Source organism: Rhodococcus sp. P4_F5, assembly GCF_056401315.1.
Window position 1 is genome coordinate 30,666 of sequence record NZ_JBFUJP010000005.1, and the last position, 22,193, is coordinate 52,858.

Genomic DNA, 22,193 nt, shown 5'->3' on the forward strand with positions numbered 1-22,193 from the left:
AACCTTCGCAGACGAGAGAAAGCACTATGAAGCGTCCCAATTCGAGATCGGTCCTCGTCGCGCTCGCCGCGGCCGTGACCTTGTCCCTGACCGGTTGTTCCGCCACCGGTGACACGTCCTCGGACGGATGGCGCACCGCCGAGTCCGCGGCGGCCGGTGGCGGCATGGACGCCCTGGTCGAGGCTGCCCAGGCCGAGGGCAAGTTGAATGTGATGGGGCTGTACCCGACCTGGGCCAACTACGGCGAACTGCTCGACGCGTTCTCGGCGAAGTACGGCATCGAGGTCGTCAACGACACCTCGCAGGGCACCAGCCAGGACCAGGTCAACGCGATCGAACAACGCATCGGCCAGGACCGCTCGCTGGACTACCTCGACACCGGCATCCCGTTCGCCGACGCCGCCGCCGCCAAGGGCCTGCTGGCCTCGTACACCCCCGTCGGCGCAGCTCGACTGCCGGCCGCCATGCACCAGCAGGACCGGCAGTGGACGAGCCAGTACGGCGGCTACATGAGCATCGGCTGCGACGCCTCCCGGGTGCGTACCTGCCCGACCTCCTTCGCCGCACTCGCCGACCCGCAGTACCGAGGCCAGGTGGCCGCACTGGAGGACCCACAGACCGGGAACATGCAGTTCAACGCAGTCTGGGCAATGTCGCTGGCCAACGGCGGTTCCCTCGACGACATCACCCCCGGCATCGAGTTCATCGGCTCGCTCGTGCGCAACGGCAACCAGGCCCCGGTGACGCCGAACAACGGCACCATCGAGCGCGGCGAGACCCCGATCGTGGTGGCATGGGACTACACGAACATCGCCTCCGCGGAAGAGCTGAAGTCCGCCGGCATCCCGTTCGAGGTACACGTACCCACCGATGCCCTGTGGTCGGAGTACTACGCGGCCTCGATCAACGCCGACGCCCCGAACCCGGCTGCCGCGCGGCTGTGGATGGAGTACATCTTCAGCGACGAGGGCCAGAACATCTTCCTCGCCGGCAAGACCCGCCCGGCCCGGATGGAGGAGATGCGGGCGTCGGGCACCCTGGACCCGAACGCCGAGGCGGCGCTGCCGCCGGTCACCGGTGCCGCGACGCTGGCCTCCGCGGCCCAGCGGGAGGCCGCCAAGAAGACCCTGAACGCCAACTGGGACGAGACGGTCAACAGATGAGTCCGCAGCCTCGGGTGGGCCGGCTGCCGGCCGCACTGCAGGGGATCTCGGGCCTGATCCCCTTCCTCGCCTTCACCGCCGTCTTCCTGGGGCTGCCCCTCGTCGGCCTGGTCGTCTCGGCCTTCCTGATCACCGACCCCGACAACCCACGGTCGAAGGTGTTCTCGCTGGACAACTTCCGGGCCAGCTTCACCGGCTCGGCGGGTGACGCCATGCTCACCAGCCTCGGTGTCAGCCTGGTTGCCGCTACCATCGCCACCGTCCTCGGCGTCCTGCTCACCCAGGCGATCGTGTACACCGGCTCCGAACGCCTGCAGAAGGTCACCACGGTGCTCTCGAGCGTGCTCGCCAACTCCGGCGGGGTCAGCCTGGCATTCTCGTTCATCGTCGTACTGGGCAGCACCGGCGTGCTCACCCGTCTGTTCAACCTGGACGAGACCTCCTTCAGCCTGTACAGCGCGGCCGGACTGGTGCTGATGTACCAGTACTTCCTGATCCCGACGATGGTCATGGTCAGCTACCCGACCATGGTTGCGCTGCGCCAGGAGTGGAAGGACGCGGCCGCGGCCCTGGGCGCGACGCCGCGGCAGTTCTGGCGCACCGTGGGCGTCCCGATCGTGCTGCCGGCGGTGACCAGTGGCTTCGTGCTGCTCTTCGGCGCCTCGCTGGCCACCCACGTCTCGGCCGCGGCCCTGGTCGGGGGCGCGGGCTTCTCGCTGATCACCCTCAAGATCGCCGGCGCCCTGTCCGGCGGCAACGCCGCGGGCCTCGAGAACGTGGCGATGGCCATGAGCGTGAACCTGGTGCTCATCGCGGCGGTGACGCTGCTGGCGTACCTGCCGCTGCAACGAAGGAGCCGGGCATGGCTGTCGTAGACGAGCGGCCGGCCCCGGGCCTCCTCGACGCCGATGTGGCATCCCCGGTCGCCCGGCCGGTGCCGGACGCCACGGCCTCCCGTCGGCCACGGCTGCCTCGGTTACCGCGGGTCGTGCGGGTACCGCGGGCGGCGGCGTGGGGACTGATCGCCGTCGTCGCGCTCTACTTCGCGGTACCGATGATCGCCTCGCTGCAGTACAGCGTGTGGTTGCCGAACCGGGGCTGGACGTTCGCCGCGTACCTCGACGCGTTCTCCTCGAACGGGGTGATGACGGCGCTGGTGTTCTCCGTCGGGCTGGCACTGGTCTCGGTCGCGGGCCTGGTCGGGCTGCTGGTGCCGACGATGGTCTACGTCCACCTGCGGGCACCGCGGTTTCGCACCCTCGTCGAGGTGATCTGCACGCTGCCGCTGGTGATCCCGGGGATTGCCCTGGTTGCCGGGATCACCGCAACGCTCAAGTACGGCTCGAGCTTCGGACGCGGGTCGGCCCCGGCCGCCGTCAGCCAGTTCCTCCAGCACCCGAGCTTCCCGATCGTTCTGGTCGGCACCTACATCGTGATGCTGCTGCCCTTCACCTATCGGGTCCTCGACGCCGCGTTGACCGCCGTCCCGCTGCGCACACTGATGGAGGGCGCACGCAGCCTCGGCGCCCCGACCCGAACCGCCATGGTCACCGTCCTGCTGCCGAACATCGTTCCGGCGCTGTGGTTCTGCCTGTTCTTCGGGCTGTCCGCCGGGATGGCGGAGTACACCGTCTCCGCCACCCTGGGCTACCACACACTGTCCGTCGAGCTACTGACGCTGGCCGGCAACAACTTCCGCAGCTCCATCTCGCTGTCGCTGCTCGTCACCCTGCTCAGCTGGGCCCTGATGATCGTCGTCATGCTCAGCGCCACCCGTGCCACCAAGGCCAGGAAGGTACAGCCGTGAGAAACCACTTCAGCCCACACCACGGGGCCGGCGCCGAGGTCGAATACGTCGGCGTCACCAAGAAGTTCGGAGACAACACCGTCCTCGACAGCCTCGACCTGCGGATCGAGCCGGGCGAGTTCGTCGCACTGCTCGGCCCATCGGGATGCGGGAAGACCACCGCGCTGCGCATCCTCGGCGGGTTCGAGACGCCGACCACCGGAATCGTGAAGATCGCCGGTGCGCCGGTGACCGACGTGCCCGCGCACCGCCGCGGCGTCGGGATGGTGTTCCAGTCCTACAGCCTGTTCCCACACCTGACCGTCGCACAGAACATCGCGTACGGGCTCGCGCTGCGGAAGGCACCGCGTGCCGAGAGAACCGCGCGGGTGCGCGAGTTGCTCGACGTCATCGGCATGCGCGGCTTCGACGACCGGTACCCAGCCCAGCTCTCCGGCGGACAGCAGCAGCGGGTGGCGCTGGCGCGGGCACTGGCCACGAGCCCGGGAATCCTGCTGCTGGACGAGCCTCTCTCGGCCCTGGACGCCCAGGTGCGGGCGTCGCTTCGCGAGGAGATCCGACAGATCCAGCTACGGCTGGGGGTGACTGTGCTGTTCGTGACCCACGACCAGGAGGAGGCCCTGGCGATGGCCGACCGAGTGGCCGTGATGCGCGCCGGCCGGATCGAGCAGATCGCGTCCCCCACAACGCTGTACAACGACCCCGCCACCGAGTTCGTCGCCACCTTCGTGGGGACCACCAATGTTCTGGAGATTCCTCGCGGCGCACCGATTCCGAGCGTGTGGCAGCCGCGGCGGTCGCAGTCGCCAGACAAGTTGTTCGTCCGGCCGGAGGCATTGAGCTGCGAACCCAGCGCCTCCGGAGCGGGTGAGGTGGTGGGGCATCTGTTCATGGGGTCGACCACCCGCGTCACCGTCCGAACCGGCGTCGGCGAGCACCCGGTGCGGATCGACCTGCCGTCCCACCTGGCCATGGCAACCCCGGTAGGTCAACGGGTCGACATTCGCCTGCGCAGGCGGCCGGCGCTGAGGGAAGACGCCGCGGGGAATGCCGTCGCCTCACCGGGACTCGTGGCTGTGAGCTAGTCGACCGGCGCTGCCATACTCGAGTCCGCTGCTGCGCCTGCTGACCGACGACGGCAGGACGAGCAGCCGAGAGGTGGCGCCACACATGCTGATCCGTCCTGCAACCGACAGTGACCTCGCCCTGCTGCCCGCAATCGAGGTGGCGGCCGGTGAGGCCTTCCGCGCGCTCGGCATGGACGCCGTGGCCGACGACGCACCCCCGACCGTCGAGGACCTGGCGGCGTACCAGGTCGACGGCCGGGCCTGGGTCGCGGTCGACGCCGCGGACCGCCCCGTCGGCTACGCGCTGGCCCTGGAGGTCGACGGCGGCGCCCACCTCGAGCAGGTCACGGTGCACCCCGCGGCGGCCGGGCACCGGATCGGCTCGGCCCTGATCGACGAGGTGGACCGCTGGGCGGCCGGGCATGGGCTGGCGTGGCTGACCCTGACCACCTTCGTCGACGTCCCCTGGAATGCGCCGTACTACGACCGACTCGGGTTCCGGGCGATGGCGGCGGAGACGTTGCCCGCCGGGTTGCGGTCGATCCGCGAGCACGAGCGCGCGCACGGTCTCGACGCCTGGCCGCGGGTCACCATGCGGCGCGCGGTCGGCGGCACCGGGTAGGCGGGCCGGGATTGCCCAGGTGGTACCGACCGGCGCGGGCGCGTAATACTGGGAGGGTCGTCCGGCACCGGAGTTCGAGCGCACGGGAGTCCGGGCGTGTGATCACCGAGGGCAAGGAGCCCATCATGAGCACACTCGTCATCGTGCGATTCCTCGTTGCGGACATTTCGGCGGCCAAGAAGACCCTCGCCGACAACGCGGCACTGCTCGAAGAAATCGGTACCGAGGCCAAGAAGAGCGGCGCCCGGCACCACCGGTTCGCCGAGGGCATCGGCGAACTCGTCGCGATCGACGAATGGGACTCCGTCGAGGCCTTCCAGAACTTCTTCGACGACAACCCGAAGATCGCCACCGTCACCAAGAAGGCCGGCGCCCAGATGCCGCCGTCCCTGGAGTTCCTCGCCGGCGTCGAGGCCGCGGGCACCTTCTGACCGGGCGGGCCCGGTCCTAGGCCGCGCGGTCGAGCAGCGCGAGTACCCGGCCCCGCAGCTCGGCGGGTGTCAGGTGTCGGGCGATCACCGCGGCCGCGTCGTCGTCGCCCCCACGGACGACGCCCAGCAGCAGGTGCTCGGCGCCGATGTGACCGTCCTTGCGGGCCAACGCCTCTCGCAGTGACAGCTCGATCGCCTTCTTCGCACCCGGGGTGAACGGGATGTGCCCGCTCCCCTTCAGCCCGAACCAGCCGCGCCGCTCCGTGGTCTCCGCCGACTCCGCGCGGTCGAGCGCGTCCTCGCCGAAGGTGGCGTCGAGGCTCTCCCGCACCGCGTCGAGGTCGATGCCGATCGACCGCAGCGCCGCCGCGTCCTCCTCACCGAGGGCCTGCCCGCCGCGTCGGCGCGCGACCTCCGCGCGGGTGTCCGCGATCGTGAGCCCGGTGTCGGAGAGGTCCGCCCCGAGCGGAGTGCCCGCGGCGCCGACCAGCACGCCGAGCAGGAGGTGCACGACCTCGATCCGGGGCGCCTTCAGCGCCTTGGCCTCGGCCTGCGCGTCGATCACGGCCTCGCGGGCCTGCGTCGTGAACCGTTCGAACATGGGACTACCGCCCTCTCCGGTTGTGCTTCTGGTGGACCGCCTGCCTGCTGACCTCGAGCGACTCCGCGATGGCCTGCCAGGACCAGCCCTGGTCGCGGGCGTTCTGTACCTGGATGGCCTCGAGCCGTTCGAGCAGTCGGCGAAGGGCAAGGACGGCCCGGAGCCCGACCTTCGGGTCGGGACTGCCTGCCGCCGCCGCGAGTGACGTTGCCTCGGTCATGTTGTCAATTTAGATTGACAACATGGAGGCGTCAAGAGAGGTTGACAGATCGGGGTCGGCTGGGACCGCGGCTACGGTGGTGTCCAGCCCGTCCGACCGACCCCGAGGAGCCCAGCCGATGTCCGTGTTCGACGCCACCCTGCCCAAGACCGCCACCTCCGCGCTTGCCGCGGCGGGACTCGTCGGCGGCTACGCCGTGGCCCGGCAGACCGAGAACCGGCAACTCGGCGGCGCGGTCCTCGCCGTCGTCGGCGCCGTGTGCACCACCAACTGGGTGCGGACCTCCGGCGCGGCCCGCGGGGCGGCCCTGCTGGGCACCTACGTGGGGGCGTTCGGCGCGTCCCACCCGCTGGCGAAGAAGATCGGCGCCTGGCCGTCCGTCGGCGCTGTCGCCGTCGGTACCGCGCTCGTCGCGCAGCTGGTCAGCAAGGGCTGACGCCGCCCCGGGCCCGTCCTACGAGCCCGAGTTGCCGAGAGACTTCGGGGTGATGCGCGCGACGATCGCGTGGATCGCGCCGTCCCGGACCTCGAAGGTCTCGACGATCTCGACGGTCATCAGCCGGGCCCCGGCGATCCCCGCGTCGAGCAGGTAGCGGGTCGACACCACGTCCCCGGACTCGGACATCTCGAGGTCCCGGATGCCCTGGATGACCCGGTACTGCGGGCCGTGCGCGAGGTCCCACGTCATCTGCGAACCGGAGAACCCGGTCTTGAGGCCCGCCTCGACGCGGGTGGCGCGGGGGGCGAACCGGACGGCGCTCGAGTCGTGGGAGATCAGCGCGTCGATGTAGGCGCGGGCCACCGCCTCCCGGGCGGAGTCGGGGCGTGACGGGTCCGCGGAGATCGCGGGGCCTCCGGCGACGCGGCCGGAGGTCCGCCCGGCGGCGACCAGGGCGACGACGGCGGCCGTGACGGACAGGGTGAGAACTCGACGGGTGCGCATGCCGCGATCCTAGTGAGCGCCACCCGCGCGGTCCGACGTTCGGCCGATCAACCGAAGGGGACGCGGTCGAGCCCGGAACGCCGAGTCGGCTCCGCGGCGTGCCGCTCCACTTCGTGCAGGACGTTCTGGGGCATTCGACGGCGCGAGCGCCCGCCTCTGCGTCACCATCGAGGGGGAGAGCGCCTCGCCCAGGGGCCGCGACCCGCGGCGCCCCGAGGATCTCCGGACCGAACGGACCCGGACATGCCTGCCGTGACCACGTTTGCCAAGCTCGCCGCCCCCGCCGCCCTCGCCTCGGCCCTACTCGGCGCCGTCGCCCCCGCACACGCGACGCCGTCGCAGGGGGTCACCGCCGAGACCCTCACCCAGTTCGAGATCCCCGGGTCCTGGCTGCCCGGGCCGCCGGCCGGCCACCCCGCGGTGCCCGAACAGGTGTCGACGACGCTGCGGCGGATCGTGATCGCGCCCGGCGGCAGTACTGGATGGCACCACCACCGCGGCCACGTCCAGGGACTGGTGGCCGAGGGGACGCTCACCCGGGTGTTCGCCGACTGCTCGCAGCAGGCGTCGCCCGCGGGGTCCTGGGTCACCGAGGAACCCACCGGCGACCACGTCGGGCGCAACCTCGGCACCACGCCCGTCGTGCTGCTGGTGACCTACGCGCTGCCCGACGGCGAACCCTTCTCGCAGGACGCGCCGGCCCACTGCCCCTGACCCGACGCAGCACCTCCGATTGCGGACCGTGACCGTCCGCGATCGCTCCCAGGGTCCGTCGGAGACCACGAATCGTCCCCGACGGCGGACCCATGGAACGACCCCCCTTACCGTCGACGTGCCCCTGGACGTGCTCGACGACCTACGGCGCCGGCTCGAGCACACCCGCCGGCCCAACTTCGAGGAGCCGGAGCTGACCGCCGGCGACATCCGGGCCTTCGTCCCGGGCTGAGCGGGGTCGAGTTCGCGGCGGATTTGACCTGAAGTGCACTTGAGGTCCTACCGTCGGGCAGGCGAGGCGTGGAACGGGATGTCACACCCGCCTCGTAGCGTTGCACCGGTCAACAACGAACACCGAGAGGTCCACCCCCCATGAGCATGGAATCGGTTGCCTGGTCCTCGATGCACCAGATGATGACCGCACAGGACGAAAAACGTCCCTTCTCCCGCGCGACGCTGCGCCGGATCCTCGGATTCGCGCAGCCGCACCGACGTCGGCTGGTGATGTTCCTCGTGATCAGCGTCGCGACCGCGGCGCTGGCGGTCGCCACCCCGGTGCTGGCCGGCCGCGTCGTCGACGCCATCGTCTCCGGCTCCGACACCGGCGTCGTGGTGCGGCTCGCGCTGCTGATCGCGGTGATCGCGATCGTCGAGGCCGCGCTCGGGCTCTACAACCGGTTCCTCTCGTCGAGCATCGGCGAGGGCCTGATCCTGGACCTGCGGACGGCCGTCTTCGACCACGTCCAGAAGATGCCGATCGCGTTCTTCACCCGCACCCGCACCGGCGCGCTGGTCAGCCGGCTCAACAACGACGTCATCGGCGCCCAGCGGGCCTTCAGCAACACCCTCTCCGGAGTGGTCGCGAACCTGGTGACGCTGACCCTGACGCTGGTGGTGATGCTCGGAATCTCCTGGCAGATCACCCTGCTCTCGCTGCTGCTGCTGCCGGTGTTCGTGCTGCCCGCGCGGCGGATCGGCCGGCGGATGGCGGGGATGCAGCGTGAGGCCGCCAACCTGAACGCCTCGATGAGCACCCAGATGACCGAGCGCTTCTCCGCACCGGGCGCCACCCTGGTCAAGCTGTTCGGCCGGCCTGCCGACGAGTCCGCCCAGTTCGAGCTGCGGGCCCGGCGGGTCCGTGACATCGGCGTCCGCACCGCGATGACGCAGTCCGCGTTCGTGACGGCCCTGACGCTGGTCTCCGCGCTCGCGCTGGCCCTGGTGTACGGCCTGGGCGGCTGGTTCGCGCTGGCGGGCACGCTGGATGCCGGTTCGGTGGTCTCGCTGGCACTGCTGCTGACCCGGCTGTATGCGCCCCTGACGTCGCTGGCCAGCGCCCGCGTCGACGTGATGAGCGCGCTGGTCAGCTTCGAGCGGGTCTTCGAGGTGCTGGACCTGCCGCCGCTGATCGCCGAGCCCGAGCACCCGAGGCCGCTGCCCGACGGCCCGGTCGCCGTCGAGTTCGACGGCGTCGACTTCGCCTATCCGTCGGCGGACAAGGTGTCGCTGGCATCCCTCGAAGAGGTCGCCGGGCTGGACACGCGGGGCGGGGTGCAGGTGCTGCACGACGTCTCGTTCCGCGTCGAGCCCGGGCAGATGGTGGCGCTGGTCGGCTCATCCGGGGCAGGCAAGTCGACGATCGCGCAGCTGTTGCCACGCCTCTACGACACCGACTCCGGCGCCGTCCGGCTGTCCGGGGTGGACGTACGGGACCTGTCCGCGGCGTCGATCCGCCAGTCGGTGGGGATGGTCACCCAGGACGGCCACCTCTTCCACGAGTCGGTGCGGGCGAACCTCGTGCTGGCCAAGCCCGGGGCCACCGACGAGGAGCTGTGGGAGGTGCTCGGCCGGGCCCGCCTGACCGATCTCGTCGAGTCCCTGCCGGAGGGGCTGTCCACCGTCGTCGGCGAGCGCGGCTACCGGCTCTCCGGCGGCGAACGCCAGCGCCTGACCATCGCGCGACTGCTGCTCGCGCACCCGCGGGTGGTGATCCTCGACGAGGCCACCGCGCACCTGGACTCCACCTCGGAGGCGGCCGTGCAGGCCGCCCTCGCCGAGGCGCTGGCCGGGCGGACCTCGGTGGTGATCGCGCACCGTCTCTCCACGATCCGGGCCGCCGACCTCATCCTGGTCGTCGAGGACGGCCGGGTGGTCGAGCGGGGCAGCCACACCGAACTGCTCGCGGCCCGCGGCCGGTACGAGGAGCTCTACCGCACCCAGTTCGCGGACGGCGACGCCGAGGTCCAGGTGCCCGCCCGCTGACCGCGGGTCCGCACCCGCCTGCTGCCGTCGCCCGGGTCTCGACCCGGGCGACGGTCGTCGGGTTGTCGGACCACGGCCGGGCAGGTCATGGCCAGGCAGGTCGGGGCCGGGCGGGCCACGGGCCGGGTCAGGCCTGCCAGCGCCCGGTGGCCACGAAGGTGTCGAGCACCGCCGTCGGACCGGTCAGGTCCAGGCCCTCACCGCGCACCCACTCGTCGTCGAAGTAGGTGTCCGCGTACCGCTCGCCGCCGTCGCACAGCAGCGTCACCACGCTGCCGCTGCGTCCGTCCGCGAGCATCTGCGCGATCACCCCGAACGCGCCCCACAGGTTGGTCCCGGTGGAACCGCCGACCCGGCGGCCCAGCGCCCGGCTGGCGTGCCGCGCGGCGGCAATCGAACCGGCGTCGGGCACCGTCACCATCCGGTCCACCACCTGGCCCACGAACGACGGCTCGACGCGCGGACGGCCGATCCCCTCGATCCGGGACGGCATCCCGGTCTCGAAGTCGGCGCTGGCGGTCCGGTAGCCGCCGATGAACGCCGAGTTCTCCGGGTCCACCACCAGCAGCCGCGTCGCGTGCCTGCGGTACCTGATGTACCGGCCGATGGTCGCGCTGGTGCCGCCGGTGCCGGCACCGACCACCACCCACTCCGGGACGGGATGCTGCTCGAGCGTCATCTGCTGGAAGATCGACTCGGCGATGTTGTTGTTCCCGCGCCAGTCGGTGGCCCGCTCGGCGTGCGTGAACTGGTCCATGTAGTGCCCGTTGCACTCGGCCGCGAGACGGCCGGCCTCCGCGTAGATCTCCGACGGGGTGTCGATGAAGTGGCAGCTGCCGCCCTGCGCCTCGATCAGCGCGATCTTCGCCGGACTCGTGCTGCGCGGCATCACCGCGACGAAGTCCAGGCCGAGCAGCTTGGCGAAGTAGGCCTCGCTGACCGCCGTCGACCCCGACGACGCCTCGATCACCGTGGTGTCCTCGGTGACCCAGCCGTTGCAGATCGAGTACAGGAACAGCGAGCGCGCCAGCCGGTGCTTGAGGCTGCCGGTAATGTGAGTTGACTCGTCCTTGAGGTAGAGCGCGACGTTCCACTCCGACGGCAGCGGGTAGCGCAGCAGGTGGGTGTCCGCGCTGCGCTGGGCGTCCGCATCGATCAGCCGGACCGCGTTGTCCACCCAGTCCCGCGCGGCACTGTGGTCGACCGTCGTGTCGCTCACTTGGCGCCGTCGTCGCCACGCAGCTTGGACCGCAGGTCGTCGCGATCACGACGACGCTGCTCGTCCACCGCGGCGATCTGCACGTTGACCCGGGTCCGAAGCTTCGCGAACAGCACCAGCGACAGCGGCAGCGCGATGATCACGGAGAAGATGGCCGCGACGAGCAGCGGGACCTCCACGCCGACCAGCTTGCTCACGCCCACGATGAGCGCCGCGACCAGGATGACCAGACCCAGCCGCGCGACGGTGTAGAGAGCCAGGTCACGGGCGAGCTTGCCCTTGGCGGAGGGGGCGGGGTTCTGGGATGCGTCAGTCACTCTCCCAGGCTACCGACCCCCGTTCAGGCGGCGCAGTCGCGCACGTCCCGGTTGCCGGACCTGTCCGTTATGTCCATTACCTCCGCTTTACTCGAATTAGGCGGTTCGAGTACCCGGGGGTCCCGATGCCACCATGACGCTGAACCCACCGGCACGACCCGTAAGGATCTCAATGAGCGTCCCCGCATTCCAGCAAGCCAACGACTCACTGCTGACCCCCGGCCAGGTGGCGGCGATGTTCCATGTGGATCCGAAGACGGTGACGCGCTGGGCGCATGCGGGCCGACTCGGCTCGCTGCGCACCCCCGGCGGCCACCGACGCTTCCGCGAGTCCGAGGTGCTGGCCCTGCTCGAGTCACTCACCACCGAGGCCACCCCCCGACATCTCTGAGACAGGCATCTCTGAGACCAACGTCTCCGAGACCCGCTGCCGCGGAACCCGCCCGACGAGTCCGGTCAGTGGGAAATCTTCGGCAACACGACGCGACCTCGTGTAATACTGCAACACGTTTCATTTCCGGGCACGGTGCCGTTTCCGGTCACGTCGTCATGCGTGAGTCGGCCACGGCGAACTGGCCCGACCAGCAGATGAGGATTGCATGAGCGACATCGCGACGCCAGCGGTGCAGGGCTGGTTCACCACCGGGCCGGCGCCGGCCCTGATCGGTACCGAGTGCCGGTCCTGCGGCACCATCTCCTTCCCGCGGGAGACCACCTTCTGCAAGAACCCGGCCTGCTCCGGCGAGGAGTTCGTCGACACCGAACTCTCCCGCCGCGGCACCGTGTGGTCCTACACGGACGCCCAGTACCAGCCGCCGGCCCCGTACATCCCGGTCACCGACCCGTACGTGCCGTTCGCGCTGGCCGCGGTCGAGCTGCCCGAGGGCCTCGTGGTGCTCGGGCAGGTGGCCGAGGGCTACGGCGTCGACGACCTGAAGGTCGGGGACCCCGTCGACCTGGTCGTCGAGACCCTGTACACCGACGAGACCGGCGAGCGCACCATCTGGCGATGGAAGCCCGTCACCGCCGCAACGAACAACGAGGAGCAGGCATGAGCAACGACGTCGCCATCCTCGGCGTGGGGATGCACCCCTGGGGCAAGTGGGGCCAGTCGTTCGTCAAGTACGGCGTCGCCGCGGCCCGGGCCGCCCTCGCCGACTCCGGTGTGAACTGGCAGGACGTCGACTTCATCGTCGGCGGTGAGACCGTCCGCAACGGCTACGGCGGATACGTCGCGGGCGCCACCTTCGCCCAGGCACTGGGCTGGAACGGCGCCCGCGTCGCCACCTCGTACGCGGCGTGCGCCACCGGCGCCCAGGCCCTGGACACCGCCCGCGCGCGGATCCTCGCGGGCCTGAGCGAGGTCGCCCTGGTCGTCGGTGCCGACACCACCCCGAAGGGCTTCCTGGCCCCGGTCGCCGGCGAGCGCTGGGACGATCCGGACTGGCTGCGGTTCCGCCTCATGGGCATGACCAACCCGGCGTACTTCGCGCTCAACGCGCGGCGCCGGATCGATCTGTACGGCGCGACGTCCGAGGACTTCGCCGCGGTCAAGGTCAAGAACGCGCGACACGGGCTCAACAACCCCAACGCGCGGTACCGCAAGGAAGTCTCGGCCGCGGACGTGCTGGCCTCCCCCGTGGTGTCCAACCCGCTGCACCTGCTCGACATCTGCGCCACCTCCGACGGCGGCGCGGCGATCATCCTCACCTCGATGGAGTACGCCCGCAAGATGGGCATCGCCGAGCCGGTACGGATCAGCGCCATCTCCACCGTCACGCCGACGTTCCCGCAGACCATCATGGACATGCCGAACTTCTCCACCGACTCCGCGTCGGCGGTGCCCGCTCCGGAACTCACGTTCAAGGAGTCCATCGGTCACGCGGCCTACGAGGAGGCCGGCATCTCGCCGGAGGACGTCGACGTCGCCGAGGTCTACGACCTCGCCACCTCGGTCGAACTGGACTGGATCGAGGACCTCGCGCTGTGCAAGCGCGGCGAGGCCGAGCACCTGCTGCGCGCGGGCGAGACCACCATCGGCGGCCGGATCCCGGTCAACCCGTCCGGCGGCCTGGCCTGCTTCGGCGAGGCCGTCCCGGCGCAGGCGCTCGCGCAGGTCTGCGAGCTCACCTGGCAGCTGCGCGGCCAGGCCGAGGGCCGTCAGGTCGAGGGCGCCCGAGTGGGCATCACCGCGAACCAGGGCCTCTTCGGCCACGGCTCGTCGGTGATCGTCTCCGTCTGACGTCCCCACCCGCGCACCCGCACCACAGTGTCTCGGCACCATCGGCTCCGGCCGATGGTGCCGAGGCGTTTGGGGCGGCTACGCTCGAGACAAGGAGGTGCGTCGTGATCTACCTGTTGGCGCTGATCGGGCTGGTGACGCTCGCGGTGCTGTTGTGGAAGGCATTCGGACCGGACACCACACGTCCGGCGGGTCGAGTCGTCGGGCCCGACGACGATCCCGAGTTCCTGTGGCGGATGTCGCGGCCGAACCGGCCGACGAACGGTGACGCCCCGGAGTCCGGCCCCAACGACCTGCCGGGCTGAGCGCCGCCACGCGGGCACAGTCGACACGCGGGCACAATCGACCGCTCCGGGCGGCCTCGCCGAAGACCTACTGCTACGCGGGCGGCTTTGCCAGCGCGGTGAACATCCGGTCGGTCATCTTGACCGCCTGGTCACCGCCGTCCGCGTCCTGCACGTAGACAGCGAACGCCAGGTCACCCTTCGTCCCGTAGAACCACCGGTCCTGGCCGGACGCGCCGGTGGCGCCGATCAGGTCGCCGTAGCCCTTGAGCTGGGACGCGTCGCCACGCTGCACGGTGTCTCGCATGATCGTGCGAAGCTGCTCGGTCACCGCCGGGGGCAGCGGCGCCGCACCCTGGTTGGCCACCGGCGGCCGTCCGGACGAGATGACCGGAATCGTCGGGGTCCCGCGGGCGATCGACGACGCCACCAGCGCCATCCCGAGCGGGCTGACCCGTACCTCGTCGTCGGCGCGGCCGTCCGTGGCCGCACGCATCAGCTTCGGTCCGCCGCCGGGGAACGCCGCCGTCCGCTGGTCCAGACCCGGGATGTCGACGTCCAGCCCCAGCCCCAACTGCCGGGCGGTGTGCTCGAGGTCGCTGTTCTGCGCGCTGGCCGCGGTGCGGACCAGGTCGATGGCCGAACCGGACGGGAAGAGTCCGTTGAACGCGATCGGGCCGAGGTCGCTGGCCTGGTTGTTCTGCGCGGCCGCAATCACGGCCCCCGACGAGGGCTGCAGCGCCACGATCGCGGCCGGCGTGCCGACGCTGACCACCGCGTCCTCCGCCGCCAGCTGCAGGCGTGAGTCGAGCGACGCCCGGATGTCCGGCCCGGGCGGGCCCTGGTAGCCGGTCAGCTGGGTGACGGTGCCGTCCGGGTCCACGGCGTTGACCGCCCAGCCGGCCGTCTCGTCGCGGTTCGCCTGCCAGACGTTCTTGAGCGAGTCCGTCAACGGCGTCGAGATCCGGCGGTCGACGGTGATGAGCTTGGGGCGTTGGACGATCACCACGCCCGGGACCGCCCGCAGGTCGGGTTCGAGGATCTCGAAGTCGGCGTCGCGCAGGCTCACCGCGGTGACCTGCTGGCCGTTCGCCTTCGCGAGGTCCTGCCGCATCGACTCCGCGGTGATCAGCGGCGCGACCGGCTCTATCGCCTTCGCGAGCAGGTCGGTGGTCCGGACCGGGTCCGTGATGGTGGCCGGGTCCAGGTTCACCGCGTTGATCCGCTGCTCGGTCATCAGCGGCGTGCCGACGAGGTCGAACACCCTGGGGGCCGCCGCGTCTGTCCGGTCCAACCGCAGGATGCGTCCGTTCCCGAGACCGGGCGCCAGCGTCTGCGGGTTCCACGACACCCGCCAGCCGATGGACAGCTGCCGGACCCAGCCGTTGACGTTGTAGTCCCAGTGCCGCCCGTTGCCGAGGTCCCACGACGCGGCCGCGTTGAACATCCCGGAGCCGTCGCCGAGGTCGATCACCTGGTTGACGTCGTACTCGACATGTTCGGGCTCGAGCGCGTCGAACATCTGCGACATGGTCGCCTTGGCCGCCGCCGGGTACGAGGTGACACTCGCGGCGGTGTCCACGTCGCCGGAGTTGAGCGCGTCGACGAAGGTCGCGACGACCGTTTCGGCGTCGGTCTTGGGTCTGTCCAGCACCCCTGAGACCACGCCCACACTCAGCAGTAGCACCGCACCCAGCGCGATACCGTTCCAGACCCGAAGCTTCGCCCGAACCGTGCGCATGAGTCGATCATTGTGCATGTGCGGCCGGTCCGCTCGCAGGCCGCCAACCGAAGTGGTCACAACTGGAACACAGTTCCGTGTAGCACCTTCTGCTCACCGCAACCATTCTGTGACCGTCCAGGTAACCGGATCGCTGCAACCTGCGACTTCGTTGGGACGGCGCGGCAAATCAGTTCAGGCCGGCGTACGAATGCAGGCCAGAGACGACCATGTTGATGATGAAGAGGTTGAACAACATCGCCACGAAGCCGGCGACATTGATCCACGCGGCGCGCGTGTCGCGCCAGCCCGAGGTTGCCCGGGCATGCAGGTATGCGGCGTAGATGACCCAGGCGATGAAGGACACGGTCTCCTTGGGGTCCCAGCCCCAGAACCGGCCCCAGGCCGCCTCGGCCCAGATCGCGCCGAGGATGACGCCGGCACCGAAGAGCGGGAACGCGATGATCGTGGTCTTGTAGGCCAACCGGTCCAGCGTCTGCGCGTCGGGCAGTTGCGCCGCCACCTTGCCCCAGATGCCGGCCGYCTCCTCGCCCTTCGGCTGCCGGATCCGCAGCAGGAACAGCAGGCTGGCGACGCCCGAGACCAGGAAGATGCCGCTGCCGGTGGCCACGATGGTGACGTGGATGGGCAGCCAGAACGAGCGCAGCGCCGGGACGACGGGAGCGGCGTCGGCGTAGAGCACGGTGGCGGAGAGGAACATCAGCGGGATGACCACGACCAGCACGTACACCCACATCGAGCGGTAGGCCTGCCCGCGCAGCGCGATCAGGCCGACGAGCATCGCCGCGGCCGTGGCCATCGTCACGAACTCGTACATGTTGCCCAGCGGGAACCGGTCGGTCGCGAATCCGCGCAGCACGATCGAGGCCACGTGCAGCGCGACACCGACGACCAGGATGGACAGCGCCATGTTGCCGAGCCGCTCGGACCACGGCTTGCGCGGCTGCTCGACGAGCTTGCCGGGCACCGTGGTGTCCACGGGCGCGGGCGCCCCTCCCGCCGCGACCAGCTCGCGGGCCTCCCGTTCGGCGACCACGTCGGCTCGGGTCGTGGCGTACTGCGCGATCAGCAGCACGAAGGCGAGCACGTAGATCGCGAACGCAGACTCGAACGCCCAGTCGCTGTAGTGGGCAATCGTCTCGTTGATCGGCATGGTTGTCTCCTGCGCCTCAGGCGCGGTTCTGCGATGTGGTCTGTGCGGGTTCGAGATCGTCGAGCAGGCGGCTACCGAGCCGGTCGAACTCGTCGCCCCAACCGGCCTGGTCGGTGCGGGCGAGCCCACCCAGCTCTACTACGGTACGTCGTTGCGAACCCAATGTAGCCGACACTGCGTCGGCATCTTCCGGCGCCGGGTAGACACGCACCCAGATCCGGCGTCGCTTGACCACCAGTGAGACGAGCAGACCCGCCATCATCGACAGCGCGAACACCAGCACCCACTGCTGCCCGGGGTCGTGCGAGACCTGCAGGTTCACGAAGTCCGTGGCCCCGTCGAACCGGACGACGGTGCCGTCCGCGAGCGTCGAACTCTCGCCCGGCCGCAGGTTCACCCGGTCCTGCTTGACCATCCGGCCCTGGTTCACCAGTTCCTTGCTCAGCGAGAAGATCGACTGCGGGTTGCCGGTGTCGAGCCCGGTGTCGCCCTTGTAGATGTCGATCGCCACCGCCGGGTCGTTCATCGCGGGGAAGCTCGACGAGAGCAGGTTCCCGTGGAAGAGCGCGGTCGGCGCGAACAGGCCCTCGATGCCGATCTGGTTCTTGCGGCGTTCCTCGGCGTCGGGGTACATGCCACCCGGCGGGTCGATCCGCAGCGCCCCACTGGAGAGGAAGGTGGTCGCGTCGTCGGGACGCCACTGCAGCGTCTCGGTGCGGGTCTCCCCGTTCGGGAAGGTCACCGTGAACGTGGGCGCGTAGCCGTGTCCCTGCAGGTAGACGCGGTCGCCCGCGACCCGCAGCGGGTGGTTCACCTGGAGCTGCTGCGAGCGCCAGGTGTTGCTGGCAATGTCGTCGCCGGCCTGGTACTCGATGTTCGAGGTGAACATCTCGGCCTGGCCGTTCTCCAGGTAGTCGGCCGTGAAGTCGTTGACCTTGACGCACAGCGGGGTCAGCCCGGTGCCGTCCTCGTTGTTTCCCGCCCGGAACCCGTCGAACACCGCCGGCGAGGTGGTGCAGAAGCCCGGACCGCCGTTGGCGACCACCACGACGTTGCCCTCGTAGCTGAAGAGCTTGCCCGCGGCGATGGCCACCAGCAGGCCCACCAGCGACAGGTGGAAGACCAGGTTGCCCGCCTCACGCAGGTAGCCCTTCTCCGCGGAGAGGGTGATCTCGCCGGGGCGGCCCGCGCGCAGGTCGCCGCCGGTGCGGGTGACCTTCCGCCAGCCCCGCAGCCGGGCGCCGACGAGCTCGACCACGGCCTCCGGGTCGGCGTCGGTGCCGGTGGTCAGGTGATGCGGCAGCCGGGACAGCCGGCGCGGCGCGGCCACCGGCTGGGTCCGCAGCGCCCGGTAGTGCTCCCAGCAGCGCGGCAGGATGCAACCGACCAGCGAGATGAACAGCAGCACGTACACCGCGGTGAACCAGAAGCTGCCGAACACGTCGAACAGCTCGAGCTTGTCCATCAGGGTGCCCAGGCTGCCGCGGTTGGCGATGTACTCGTCGACCTTGCCCGCGTTGAGGCTGCGCTGCGGCAGCAGCGCGCCGGGGATGGCCGCGAAGGCCAGCAGGAACAGCAGCACCAGCGCCGTCCGCATCGAGGTCAGCCCACGCCAGGTGTTGCGCACCAGGGCTACCACGCGGCCGAACGCCGACTGCCGCCGCGGCGGGGTGCCCGCCGGCTGTTGTTCCGTCACAACCTGCTCCTCGTTCACCGTCATATCGGCAACGTCACCTCCGAGATGAACGCATCGCGTATCCAACTGACAAAGACGTCCCAGGCGCCGGTGACCAGGGCCAGGCCCACCGCCACCAGCATCACGCCGCCGAAGATCTGGATCACCCGCGCGTTGCGCCGCAACCAGCCCACCCCGCGCAGCGCGCTCACCGAACCGAACGCCAGGATCACGAAGGGCAGCCCCAGGCCGAGGCAGTACGCGACGATCAGCAGCACGCCGCGGGCCGCGGTCGCGCCCTCGGTGCCTGCCGCCACGGACAGCACCCCGGCGAGGGTCGGGCCCAGGCACGGCGTCCAGCCGAGGCCGAAGACCGCGCCGAGCATCGGGGCGCCGATCAGGCCGGAGACCCGCCGCGGCTCGAAACGCACGTCGCGTTGCAGCGCGGGCACCAGGCCGATGAACACCAGGCCCATGGCGATGGTGACCACACCACCGACCCGTTGCAGCACCTCACGGTTGATCATCAGCGTCGAGATCAGCCCGAACACCGAGGCGGTGGCGAGCACGAACACCACGGTGAAGCCGAGCACGAACAGCCCGACCGCGCCGGCGATGCGGAGCCTCGCGGCCCGGACCTCGGTGCGGACCGACCCCTCGCTGCGGGCGGACGCCTCGGCGGCCGTCACCGCCGGGGCGTCGGCGCCGACGATGCCCGCCAGGTAGGAGAGGTAGCCGGGCACCAGCGGCACCACGCACGGCGAGGCGAAGGACACCAGGCCGGCGAGCACGCAGACCGCCATCGCCAGCAGCAGCGGTCCGGAGGCCGCGGTGCTCTGGAAGGTCTCGCCGATTCCGGCGGCCAGGACGGTCTGGTGGGGAGCGGTCAGATCTGTCATGTTCACTGCTCTCGCGCGACCCTTTCGACCACCGGTTGCAGGTCCTCGGCCAGCAGGGCCTTGAGGAACACCGCCGCCACCCGGTGCTCCCGGTCCAGGACCAGGGTGGACGGGATGACGCTGGTGGGGAACTTGCCGCCGAGCGCGGTGAGGGTGCGCATCGCGGGGTCGTACACGGAGGGGTAGCTCACCTTGTTGTCGGTGACGAAGTCCTGCGCCTTGTCCTGCTGCGGGTCCTTGACGTTGATGCCCAGGAAGGCGACGCCGAGGTCCTTGGTGTTCTCGTACACCGTCTCGAGGTCGTCGGCCTCGCCCCGGCACGGCCCGCACCACTGACCCCACAGGTTGACCACGACGGGCTGGCCGGCGAAGTCGGAGAGCGAGGTCGTCTTGCCGTCGACCATCAGGTCCGGACCGGAGATGTTGCCGATGGTGCCGCGCTCGCTCGGCGGGTCGTAGAAGATCTCGGTCTTGCCGCCGGGGGTGACGAAGTCGAAGGTGCCGCCCTGGACCACCGCGTCGGTCCCGGTGCCGCAGGCCGCGACCGACCCGAGCACGGCGAGCGTCACGAGAGCACGCAGGACCGGCGCGGCACGAAAGCGAGTCATGCCCCGGTCACCCTCGGATCGGACGCCCCCGCGGGCTCCGAGTAGACGATGTCGACGAGGGTGTCGCCCTCGTAGACCAAGGAGGTCAGCGAGGCCAGCGCGCACTGCCGGTTCCGCGGGTCGTGCCAGAGCCGCTCACCCTGCAGGAACCGGCGCAGCGTCCACACCGGAAGCTGGTGGCTGACGCACACGGCCTCGTGCCCGACGGCGGCGACGCGCGCGGTGTTGACCGCGGCCAGCATGCGGTGCGCGATCTGCAGGTAGGGCTCGCCCCAGGACGGGGTGAAGGGGTCGCGCAGCTTCCACCAGTGCCGGGGCCGGCTCAGCGCGCCGTCGCCGACGGAGACCTTGAGACCCTCGAAGTCGTTGTCCGCCTCGATCAGGTTGTCGTCGGTGGCCAGCGTCAGGCCGTGCTTGTCCGCGATCGGGGTGGCGGTCTGCTGGGCGCGCTGCAGCGGCGACGCCACCACGTGGGTGATGTCGTGGTTCGCCAGCACCGACGCGACGGTGCGGGCCTGCGCCTCCCCCGTCACCGACAGCCGGTACCCGGGGAGGCGGCCGTAGAGGATCCCCTTCGGGTTGTGGACCTCGCCGTGCCGAAGCACGTGCACGATCGTGCGGGTCGCGGCATGGTCGCTCGACGGCGTCTGGTTCGGGCTGGTCACGTGGTTGCTCCGTGATCTTCAGTGGCGGGGTGGCTGGCGGCGGCCGTGGAACAGCTGCCGGTGAGGCGTCTGGCGGGCGGAGCTACGGGGCGGTGGCCGCGGCCGCGGCCTTTGCGGCGGCCGGCAGCGCGGCCGCGATCCGGTCGAACGCAGCATCGTCGAGGGCCGACGAGACGAACCACGCCTCGAAGGCACTCGGCGGCGGGTACACACCCCGGGAGAGCAGTGCGTGGAAGAAGGCCGGGAAGCGCCAGGTGTCGCTCGCCTTGGCCTCCGCGTAGTTGGTCACGGGACGGTCGGCAAAGAACACGCTCACCATGGTGCCTGCAAACTGGACCTGGTGCCGGACCCCGGCCTCGGTGAGCGCCTCGCCGAGCAGTCGGCCGAGGGTCGCGGAGTTGCGTTCGAGGGCGTCGTACACGGCGTCGTCGGCCGCGCGCAGGCTGGCCAGCCCGGCGGCCACGGCCACCGGGTTCCCGGACAGGGTGCCGGCCTGGTAGACCGGACCGGCCGGGGCGAGGTGGTTCATCACGTCGGCGCGACCGCCGAACGCGGCGGCGGGCAGGCCGCCGCTCATCACCTTGCCGAAGGTGGTGAGGTCCCCGGCGACGCCGTCGAGGCCGTACCAACCGGCGGAGCTGACCCGGAACCCGGTCATCACCTCGTCCATGATCAGCAGGGCGTCGTGCGCGGTGCACAACCGGCGCAGGCCCTCGTTGAAACCGGGCAGCGGCGCGACGGCGCCCATGTTGCCGGCGGCGGCCTCGGTGATCACGCAGGCGATCTGGCCGGGGTTCGCGGCGAACACCTGGGCGACGGCGTCGAGGTTGTTGTAGGGCAGCACGATGGTGTCCGAGGCCTGCGCGCCGGTGACGCCGGGCGAGGTGGGCAGCCCGAGGGTGGCGACGCCGGAGCCGGCGTCGGCGAGCAGCGCGTCGACGTGACCGTGGTAGCAGCCGGAGAACTTGACGATCTTGCTGCGGCCGGTGAAGCCGCGGGCCAACCGGACCGCGCTCATGGTGGCCTCGGTGCCGGAGTTGACCAGACGCACCTGGTCGACGGAGCCGACCCGGTCCACGATCAGCTCGGCCAGCTCGATCTCGCCCTCCGTGGGGGCGCCGAAGGACAGTCCGGTGGTGGCGGCCTTCTGGACGGCCTCGACCACGGCCGGGTGCGCGTGACCGAGGATCATCGGGCCCCACGAACAGATCAGGTCGACGTAGTCGTTGCCGTCCACGTCGGTGAGGGTGCAGCCGGACGCCTTCGCGATGAAGCGTGGGGTGCCGCCGACCGACTGGAACGCGCGGACCGGCGAGTTGACGCCGCCCGGGATGACCGCGCCGGCCCGCTCGAAGAGTTGGGCGGAGGTGGTGGCGGGCCGCGCCGAAGCGCCGGTGGAAACAGTCACGACCCCCAGTGTCCCAGTTATTTCGATCTTGACAAAGGCAGGGTGCGAAGCGGAGCCCGCGGAGCGACGCGGGTCACACAGGAGCGGAGCCCGCGGAGCGACCCGGGTCACCCAGGAGCGGAGCCCGCGGAGCGACCCGGGTCACCCAGGAG

The 22,193-nt window shown here is 70.5% G+C and carries 25 protein-coding genes; 13 read left to right on the forward strand and 12 right to left on the reverse strand.

Features of this window, described 5'->3' with window-relative positions:
* Window positions 1–26 precede the first annotated feature (26 nt).
* The 6 genes from AC1DU4_RS04420 (at window position 27) to AC1DU4_RS04445 (ending at window position 5,090) form a co-directional block, all read left to right on the forward strand.
* Window positions 27–1,163 (forward strand): ABC transporter substrate-binding protein, encoded by a 1,137-nt coding sequence (locus AC1DU4_RS04420; protein WP_477837860.1) that lies wholly within the window; start codon window positions 27–29, stop codon window positions 1,161–1,163.
* A complete protein-coding gene (locus AC1DU4_RS04425; protein WP_477837861.1) occupies window positions 1,160–2,038 on the forward strand; it encodes an ABC transporter permease in 879 nt (292 codons plus the stop codon). Before AC1DU4_RS04420 ends, AC1DU4_RS04425 begins: the two co-directional genes overlap by 4 nt.
* Window positions 2,026–2,970: an ABC transporter permease gene (locus AC1DU4_RS04430; RefSeq protein WP_477837862.1), complete on the forward strand. Its 945-nt coding sequence runs from the start codon at window positions 2,026–2,028 to the stop codon at window positions 2,968–2,970. The genes AC1DU4_RS04425 and AC1DU4_RS04430 overlap by 13 nt, the downstream gene beginning before the upstream one ends.
* Window positions 2,967–4,055, forward strand: coding sequence for an ABC transporter ATP-binding protein (locus tag AC1DU4_RS04435; RefSeq protein WP_477837863.1), 1,089 nt, complete (start codon window positions 2,967–2,969; stop codon window positions 4,053–4,055). The genes AC1DU4_RS04430 and AC1DU4_RS04435 overlap by 4 nt, the downstream gene beginning before the upstream one ends.
* An 85-nt stretch (window positions 4,056–4,140) precedes the next feature.
* Complete coding sequence (locus AC1DU4_RS04440; RefSeq protein ID WP_477837864.1) at window positions 4,141–4,659, forward strand: GNAT family N-acetyltransferase; 519 nt, start codon at window positions 4,141–4,143, stop codon at window positions 4,657–4,659.
* Window positions 4,660–4,784: 125 nt separating this feature from the next.
* The gene (locus AC1DU4_RS04445; RefSeq protein ID WP_477837865.1) at window positions 4,785–5,090 is read left to right on the forward strand and encodes a hypothetical protein; all 306 of its coding nucleotides are present in this window, start codon (window positions 4,785–4,787) and stop codon (window positions 5,088–5,090) included.
* A 16-nt stretch (window positions 5,091–5,106) separates the two neighbouring features.
* Here the strand turns inward: AC1DU4_RS04445 and AC1DU4_RS04450 are convergent, their stop codons facing one another.
* Window positions 5,107–5,691 carry a Clp protease N-terminal domain-containing protein gene (locus AC1DU4_RS04450; protein WP_477837866.1) on the reverse strand — a complete coding sequence of 195 codons (585 nt, stop codon included), beginning with the start codon at window positions 5,689–5,691 and terminating at the stop codon, window positions 5,107–5,109.
* 4 nt (window positions 5,692–5,695) lie between these two features.
* Window positions 5,696–5,911, reverse strand: a complete 216-nt coding sequence (locus tag AC1DU4_RS04455; RefSeq protein ID WP_072842656.1) for a helix-turn-helix domain-containing protein — start codon at window positions 5,909–5,911, stop codon at window positions 5,696–5,698.
* Between the two features lie 118 nt (window positions 5,912–6,029).
* Between AC1DU4_RS04455 and AC1DU4_RS04460 the strand changes: the two genes are divergently transcribed.
* Window positions 6,030–6,347: a hypothetical protein gene (locus tag AC1DU4_RS04460; protein ID WP_477837867.1), complete on the forward strand. Its 318-nt coding sequence runs from the start codon at window positions 6,030–6,032 to the stop codon at window positions 6,345–6,347.
* An 18-nt stretch (window positions 6,348–6,365) separates the two neighbouring features.
* On the opposite strand, the gene AC1DU4_RS04465 is transcribed toward AC1DU4_RS04460, so the two are convergent.
* Window positions 6,366–6,854 (reverse strand): DUF8021 domain-containing protein, encoded by a 489-nt coding sequence (locus tag AC1DU4_RS04465; RefSeq protein WP_477837868.1) that lies wholly within the window; start codon window positions 6,852–6,854, stop codon window positions 6,366–6,368.
* A gap of 243 nt (window positions 6,855–7,097) precedes the next feature.
* Between AC1DU4_RS04465 and AC1DU4_RS04470 the strand changes: the two genes are divergently transcribed.
* Entirely contained in the window at window positions 7,098–7,568 is a 471-nt protein-coding gene (locus tag AC1DU4_RS04470) for a cupin domain-containing protein (RefSeq protein WP_477837869.1), read from the forward strand.
* 372 nt (window positions 7,569–7,940) lie between these two features.
* On the forward strand, window positions 7,941–9,830 hold the full coding sequence (locus tag AC1DU4_RS04475) for an ABC transporter ATP-binding protein (RefSeq protein ID WP_477837870.1): 1,890 nt from the start codon (window positions 7,941–7,943) through the stop codon (window positions 9,828–9,830).
* A gap of 127 nt (window positions 9,831–9,957) precedes the next feature.
* On the opposite strand, the gene cds1 is transcribed toward AC1DU4_RS04475, so the two are convergent.
* A complete protein-coding gene (gene cds1, locus AC1DU4_RS04480; RefSeq protein ID WP_477837871.1) occupies window positions 9,958–11,049 on the reverse strand; it encodes an L-cysteine desulfhydrase Cds1 in 1,092 nt (363 codons plus the stop codon).
* On the reverse strand, window positions 11,046–11,366 hold the full coding sequence (locus AC1DU4_RS04485; RefSeq protein ID WP_477837872.1) for a DUF4229 domain-containing protein: 321 nt from the start codon (window positions 11,364–11,366) through the stop codon (window positions 11,046–11,048). Before AC1DU4_RS04485 ends, cds1 begins: the two co-directional genes overlap by 4 nt.
* A gap of 172 nt (window positions 11,367–11,538) precedes the next feature.
* On the opposite strand from AC1DU4_RS04485, the gene AC1DU4_RS04490 reads away from it, so the two are divergent.
* The 4 genes from AC1DU4_RS04490 (at window position 11,539) to AC1DU4_RS04505 (ending at window position 13,913) form a co-directional block, all read left to right on the forward strand.
* Complete coding sequence (locus AC1DU4_RS04490) at window positions 11,539–11,757, forward strand: BldC family transcriptional regulator (RefSeq protein ID WP_477837873.1); 219 nt, start codon at window positions 11,539–11,541, stop codon at window positions 11,755–11,757.
* Between the two features lie 208 nt (window positions 11,758–11,965).
* Complete coding sequence (locus tag AC1DU4_RS04495) at window positions 11,966–12,421, forward strand: Zn-ribbon domain-containing OB-fold protein (RefSeq protein ID WP_477837874.1); 456 nt, start codon at window positions 11,966–11,968, stop codon at window positions 12,419–12,421.
* A complete protein-coding gene (locus AC1DU4_RS04500; protein WP_477837875.1) occupies window positions 12,418–13,608 on the forward strand; it encodes a lipid-transfer protein in 1,191 nt (396 codons plus the stop codon). Before AC1DU4_RS04495 ends, AC1DU4_RS04500 begins: the two co-directional genes overlap by 4 nt.
* A gap of 104 nt (window positions 13,609–13,712) precedes the next feature.
* Window positions 13,713–13,913 carry a hypothetical protein gene (locus tag AC1DU4_RS04505; protein ID WP_072842646.1) on the forward strand — a complete coding sequence of 67 codons (201 nt, stop codon included), beginning with the start codon at window positions 13,713–13,715 and terminating at the stop codon, window positions 13,911–13,913.
* Between the two features lie 73 nt (window positions 13,914–13,986).
* On the opposite strand, the gene AC1DU4_RS04510 is transcribed toward AC1DU4_RS04505, so the two are convergent.
* From AC1DU4_RS04510 to hemL, 7 genes are all read right to left on the reverse strand, one after another.
* Window positions 13,987–15,633 carry an NTF2-like N-terminal transpeptidase domain-containing protein gene (locus AC1DU4_RS04510; protein WP_477837876.1) on the reverse strand — a complete coding sequence of 549 codons (1,647 nt, stop codon included), beginning with the start codon at window positions 15,631–15,633 and terminating at the stop codon, window positions 13,987–13,989.
* Between the two features lie 169 nt (window positions 15,634–15,802).
* Window positions 15,803–16,786 carry a c-type cytochrome biogenesis protein CcsB gene (ccsB, locus tag AC1DU4_RS04515; protein ID WP_477837877.1) on the reverse strand — a complete coding sequence of 328 codons (984 nt, stop codon included), beginning with the start codon at window positions 16,784–16,786 and terminating at the stop codon, window positions 15,803–15,805.
* 16 nt (window positions 16,787–16,802) lie between these two features.
* The gene (gene resB, locus AC1DU4_RS04520; protein WP_477837878.1) at window positions 16,803–18,482 is read right to left on the reverse strand and encodes a cytochrome c biogenesis protein ResB; all 1,680 of its coding nucleotides are present in this window, start codon (window positions 18,480–18,482) and stop codon (window positions 16,803–16,805) included.
* Window positions 18,483–18,502: 20 nt separating this feature from the next.
* Window positions 18,503–19,360, reverse strand: coding sequence for a cytochrome c biogenesis CcdA family protein (locus AC1DU4_RS04525; RefSeq protein WP_477837879.1), 858 nt, complete (start codon window positions 19,358–19,360; stop codon window positions 18,503–18,505).
* A gap of 2 nt (window positions 19,361–19,362) precedes the next feature.
* Window positions 19,363–19,968, reverse strand: a complete 606-nt coding sequence (locus AC1DU4_RS04530) for a TlpA disulfide reductase family protein (RefSeq protein WP_477837880.1) — start codon at window positions 19,966–19,968, stop codon at window positions 19,363–19,365.
* Window positions 19,965–20,633, reverse strand: a complete 669-nt coding sequence (locus AC1DU4_RS04535) for a histidine phosphatase family protein (RefSeq protein WP_477837881.1) — start codon at window positions 20,631–20,633, stop codon at window positions 19,965–19,967. Before AC1DU4_RS04535 ends, AC1DU4_RS04530 begins: the two co-directional genes overlap by 4 nt.
* 82 nt (window positions 20,634–20,715) lie before the next feature.
* Window positions 20,716–22,041 (reverse strand): glutamate-1-semialdehyde 2,1-aminomutase, encoded by a 1,326-nt coding sequence (gene hemL, locus AC1DU4_RS04540; RefSeq protein ID WP_477837882.1) that lies wholly within the window; start codon window positions 22,039–22,041, stop codon window positions 20,716–20,718.
* Between the last annotated feature and the right edge of the window lie 152 nt (window positions 22,042–22,193).

What these genes read in the sequence shown, in the direction of transcription:
- AC1DU4_RS04420 (WP_477837860.1), top strand. Translation starts at nt 27, where the DNA reads ATGAAGCGTCCCAATTCGAGATCGGTCCTCGTCGCGCTCGCCGCGGCC.
- AC1DU4_RS04425 (WP_477837861.1), top strand. Translation starts at nt 1,160, where the DNA reads ATGAGTCCGCAGCCTCGGGTGGGCCGGCTGCCGGCCGCACTGCAGGGG.
- AC1DU4_RS04430 (WP_477837862.1), top strand. Translation starts at nt 2,026, where the DNA reads ATGGCTGTCGTAGACGAGCGGCCGGCCCCGGGCCTCCTCGACGCCGAT.
- AC1DU4_RS04440 (WP_477837864.1), top strand. Translation starts at nt 4,141, where the DNA reads ATGCTGATCCGTCCTGCAACCGACAGTGACCTCGCCCTGCTGCCCGCA.
- AC1DU4_RS04445 (WP_477837865.1), top strand. Translation starts at nt 4,785, where the DNA reads ATGAGCACACTCGTCATCGTGCGATTCCTCGTTGCGGACATTTCGGCG.
- AC1DU4_RS04450 (WP_477837866.1), bottom strand. Translation starts at nt 5,691, where the DNA reads ATGTTCGAACGGTTCACGACGCAGGCCCGCGAGGCCGTGATCGACGCG.
- AC1DU4_RS04455 (WP_072842656.1), bottom strand. Translation starts at nt 5,911, where the DNA reads ATGACCGAGGCAACGTCACTCGCGGCGGCGGCAGGCAGTCCCGACCCG.
- AC1DU4_RS04460 (WP_477837867.1), top strand. Translation starts at nt 6,030, where the DNA reads ATGTCCGTGTTCGACGCCACCCTGCCCAAGACCGCCACCTCCGCGCTT.
- AC1DU4_RS04465 (WP_477837868.1), bottom strand. Translation starts at nt 6,854, where the DNA reads ATGCGCACCCGTCGAGTTCTCACCCTGTCCGTCACGGCCGCCGTCGTC.
- AC1DU4_RS04470 (WP_477837869.1), top strand. Translation starts at nt 7,098, where the DNA reads ATGCCTGCCGTGACCACGTTTGCCAAGCTCGCCGCCCCCGCCGCCCTC.
- AC1DU4_RS04475 (WP_477837870.1), top strand. Translation starts at nt 7,941, where the DNA reads ATGAGCATGGAATCGGTTGCCTGGTCCTCGATGCACCAGATGATGACC.
- AC1DU4_RS04490 (WP_477837873.1), top strand. Translation starts at nt 11,539, where the DNA reads ATGAGCGTCCCCGCATTCCAGCAAGCCAACGACTCACTGCTGACCCCC.
- AC1DU4_RS04495 (WP_477837874.1), top strand. Translation starts at nt 11,966, where the DNA reads ATGAGCGACATCGCGACGCCAGCGGTGCAGGGCTGGTTCACCACCGGG.
- AC1DU4_RS04500 (WP_477837875.1), top strand. Translation starts at nt 12,418, where the DNA reads ATGAGCAACGACGTCGCCATCCTCGGCGTGGGGATGCACCCCTGGGGC.
- AC1DU4_RS04510 (WP_477837876.1), bottom strand. Translation starts at nt 15,633, where the DNA reads ATGCGCACGGTTCGGGCGAAGCTTCGGGTCTGGAACGGTATCGCGCTG.
- AC1DU4_RS04525 (WP_477837879.1), bottom strand. Translation starts at nt 19,360, where the DNA reads ATGACAGATCTGACCGCTCCCCACCAGACCGTCCTGGCCGCCGGAATC.
- AC1DU4_RS04530 (WP_477837880.1), bottom strand. Translation starts at nt 19,968, where the DNA reads ATGACTCGCTTTCGTGCCGCGCCGGTCCTGCGTGCTCTCGTGACGCTC.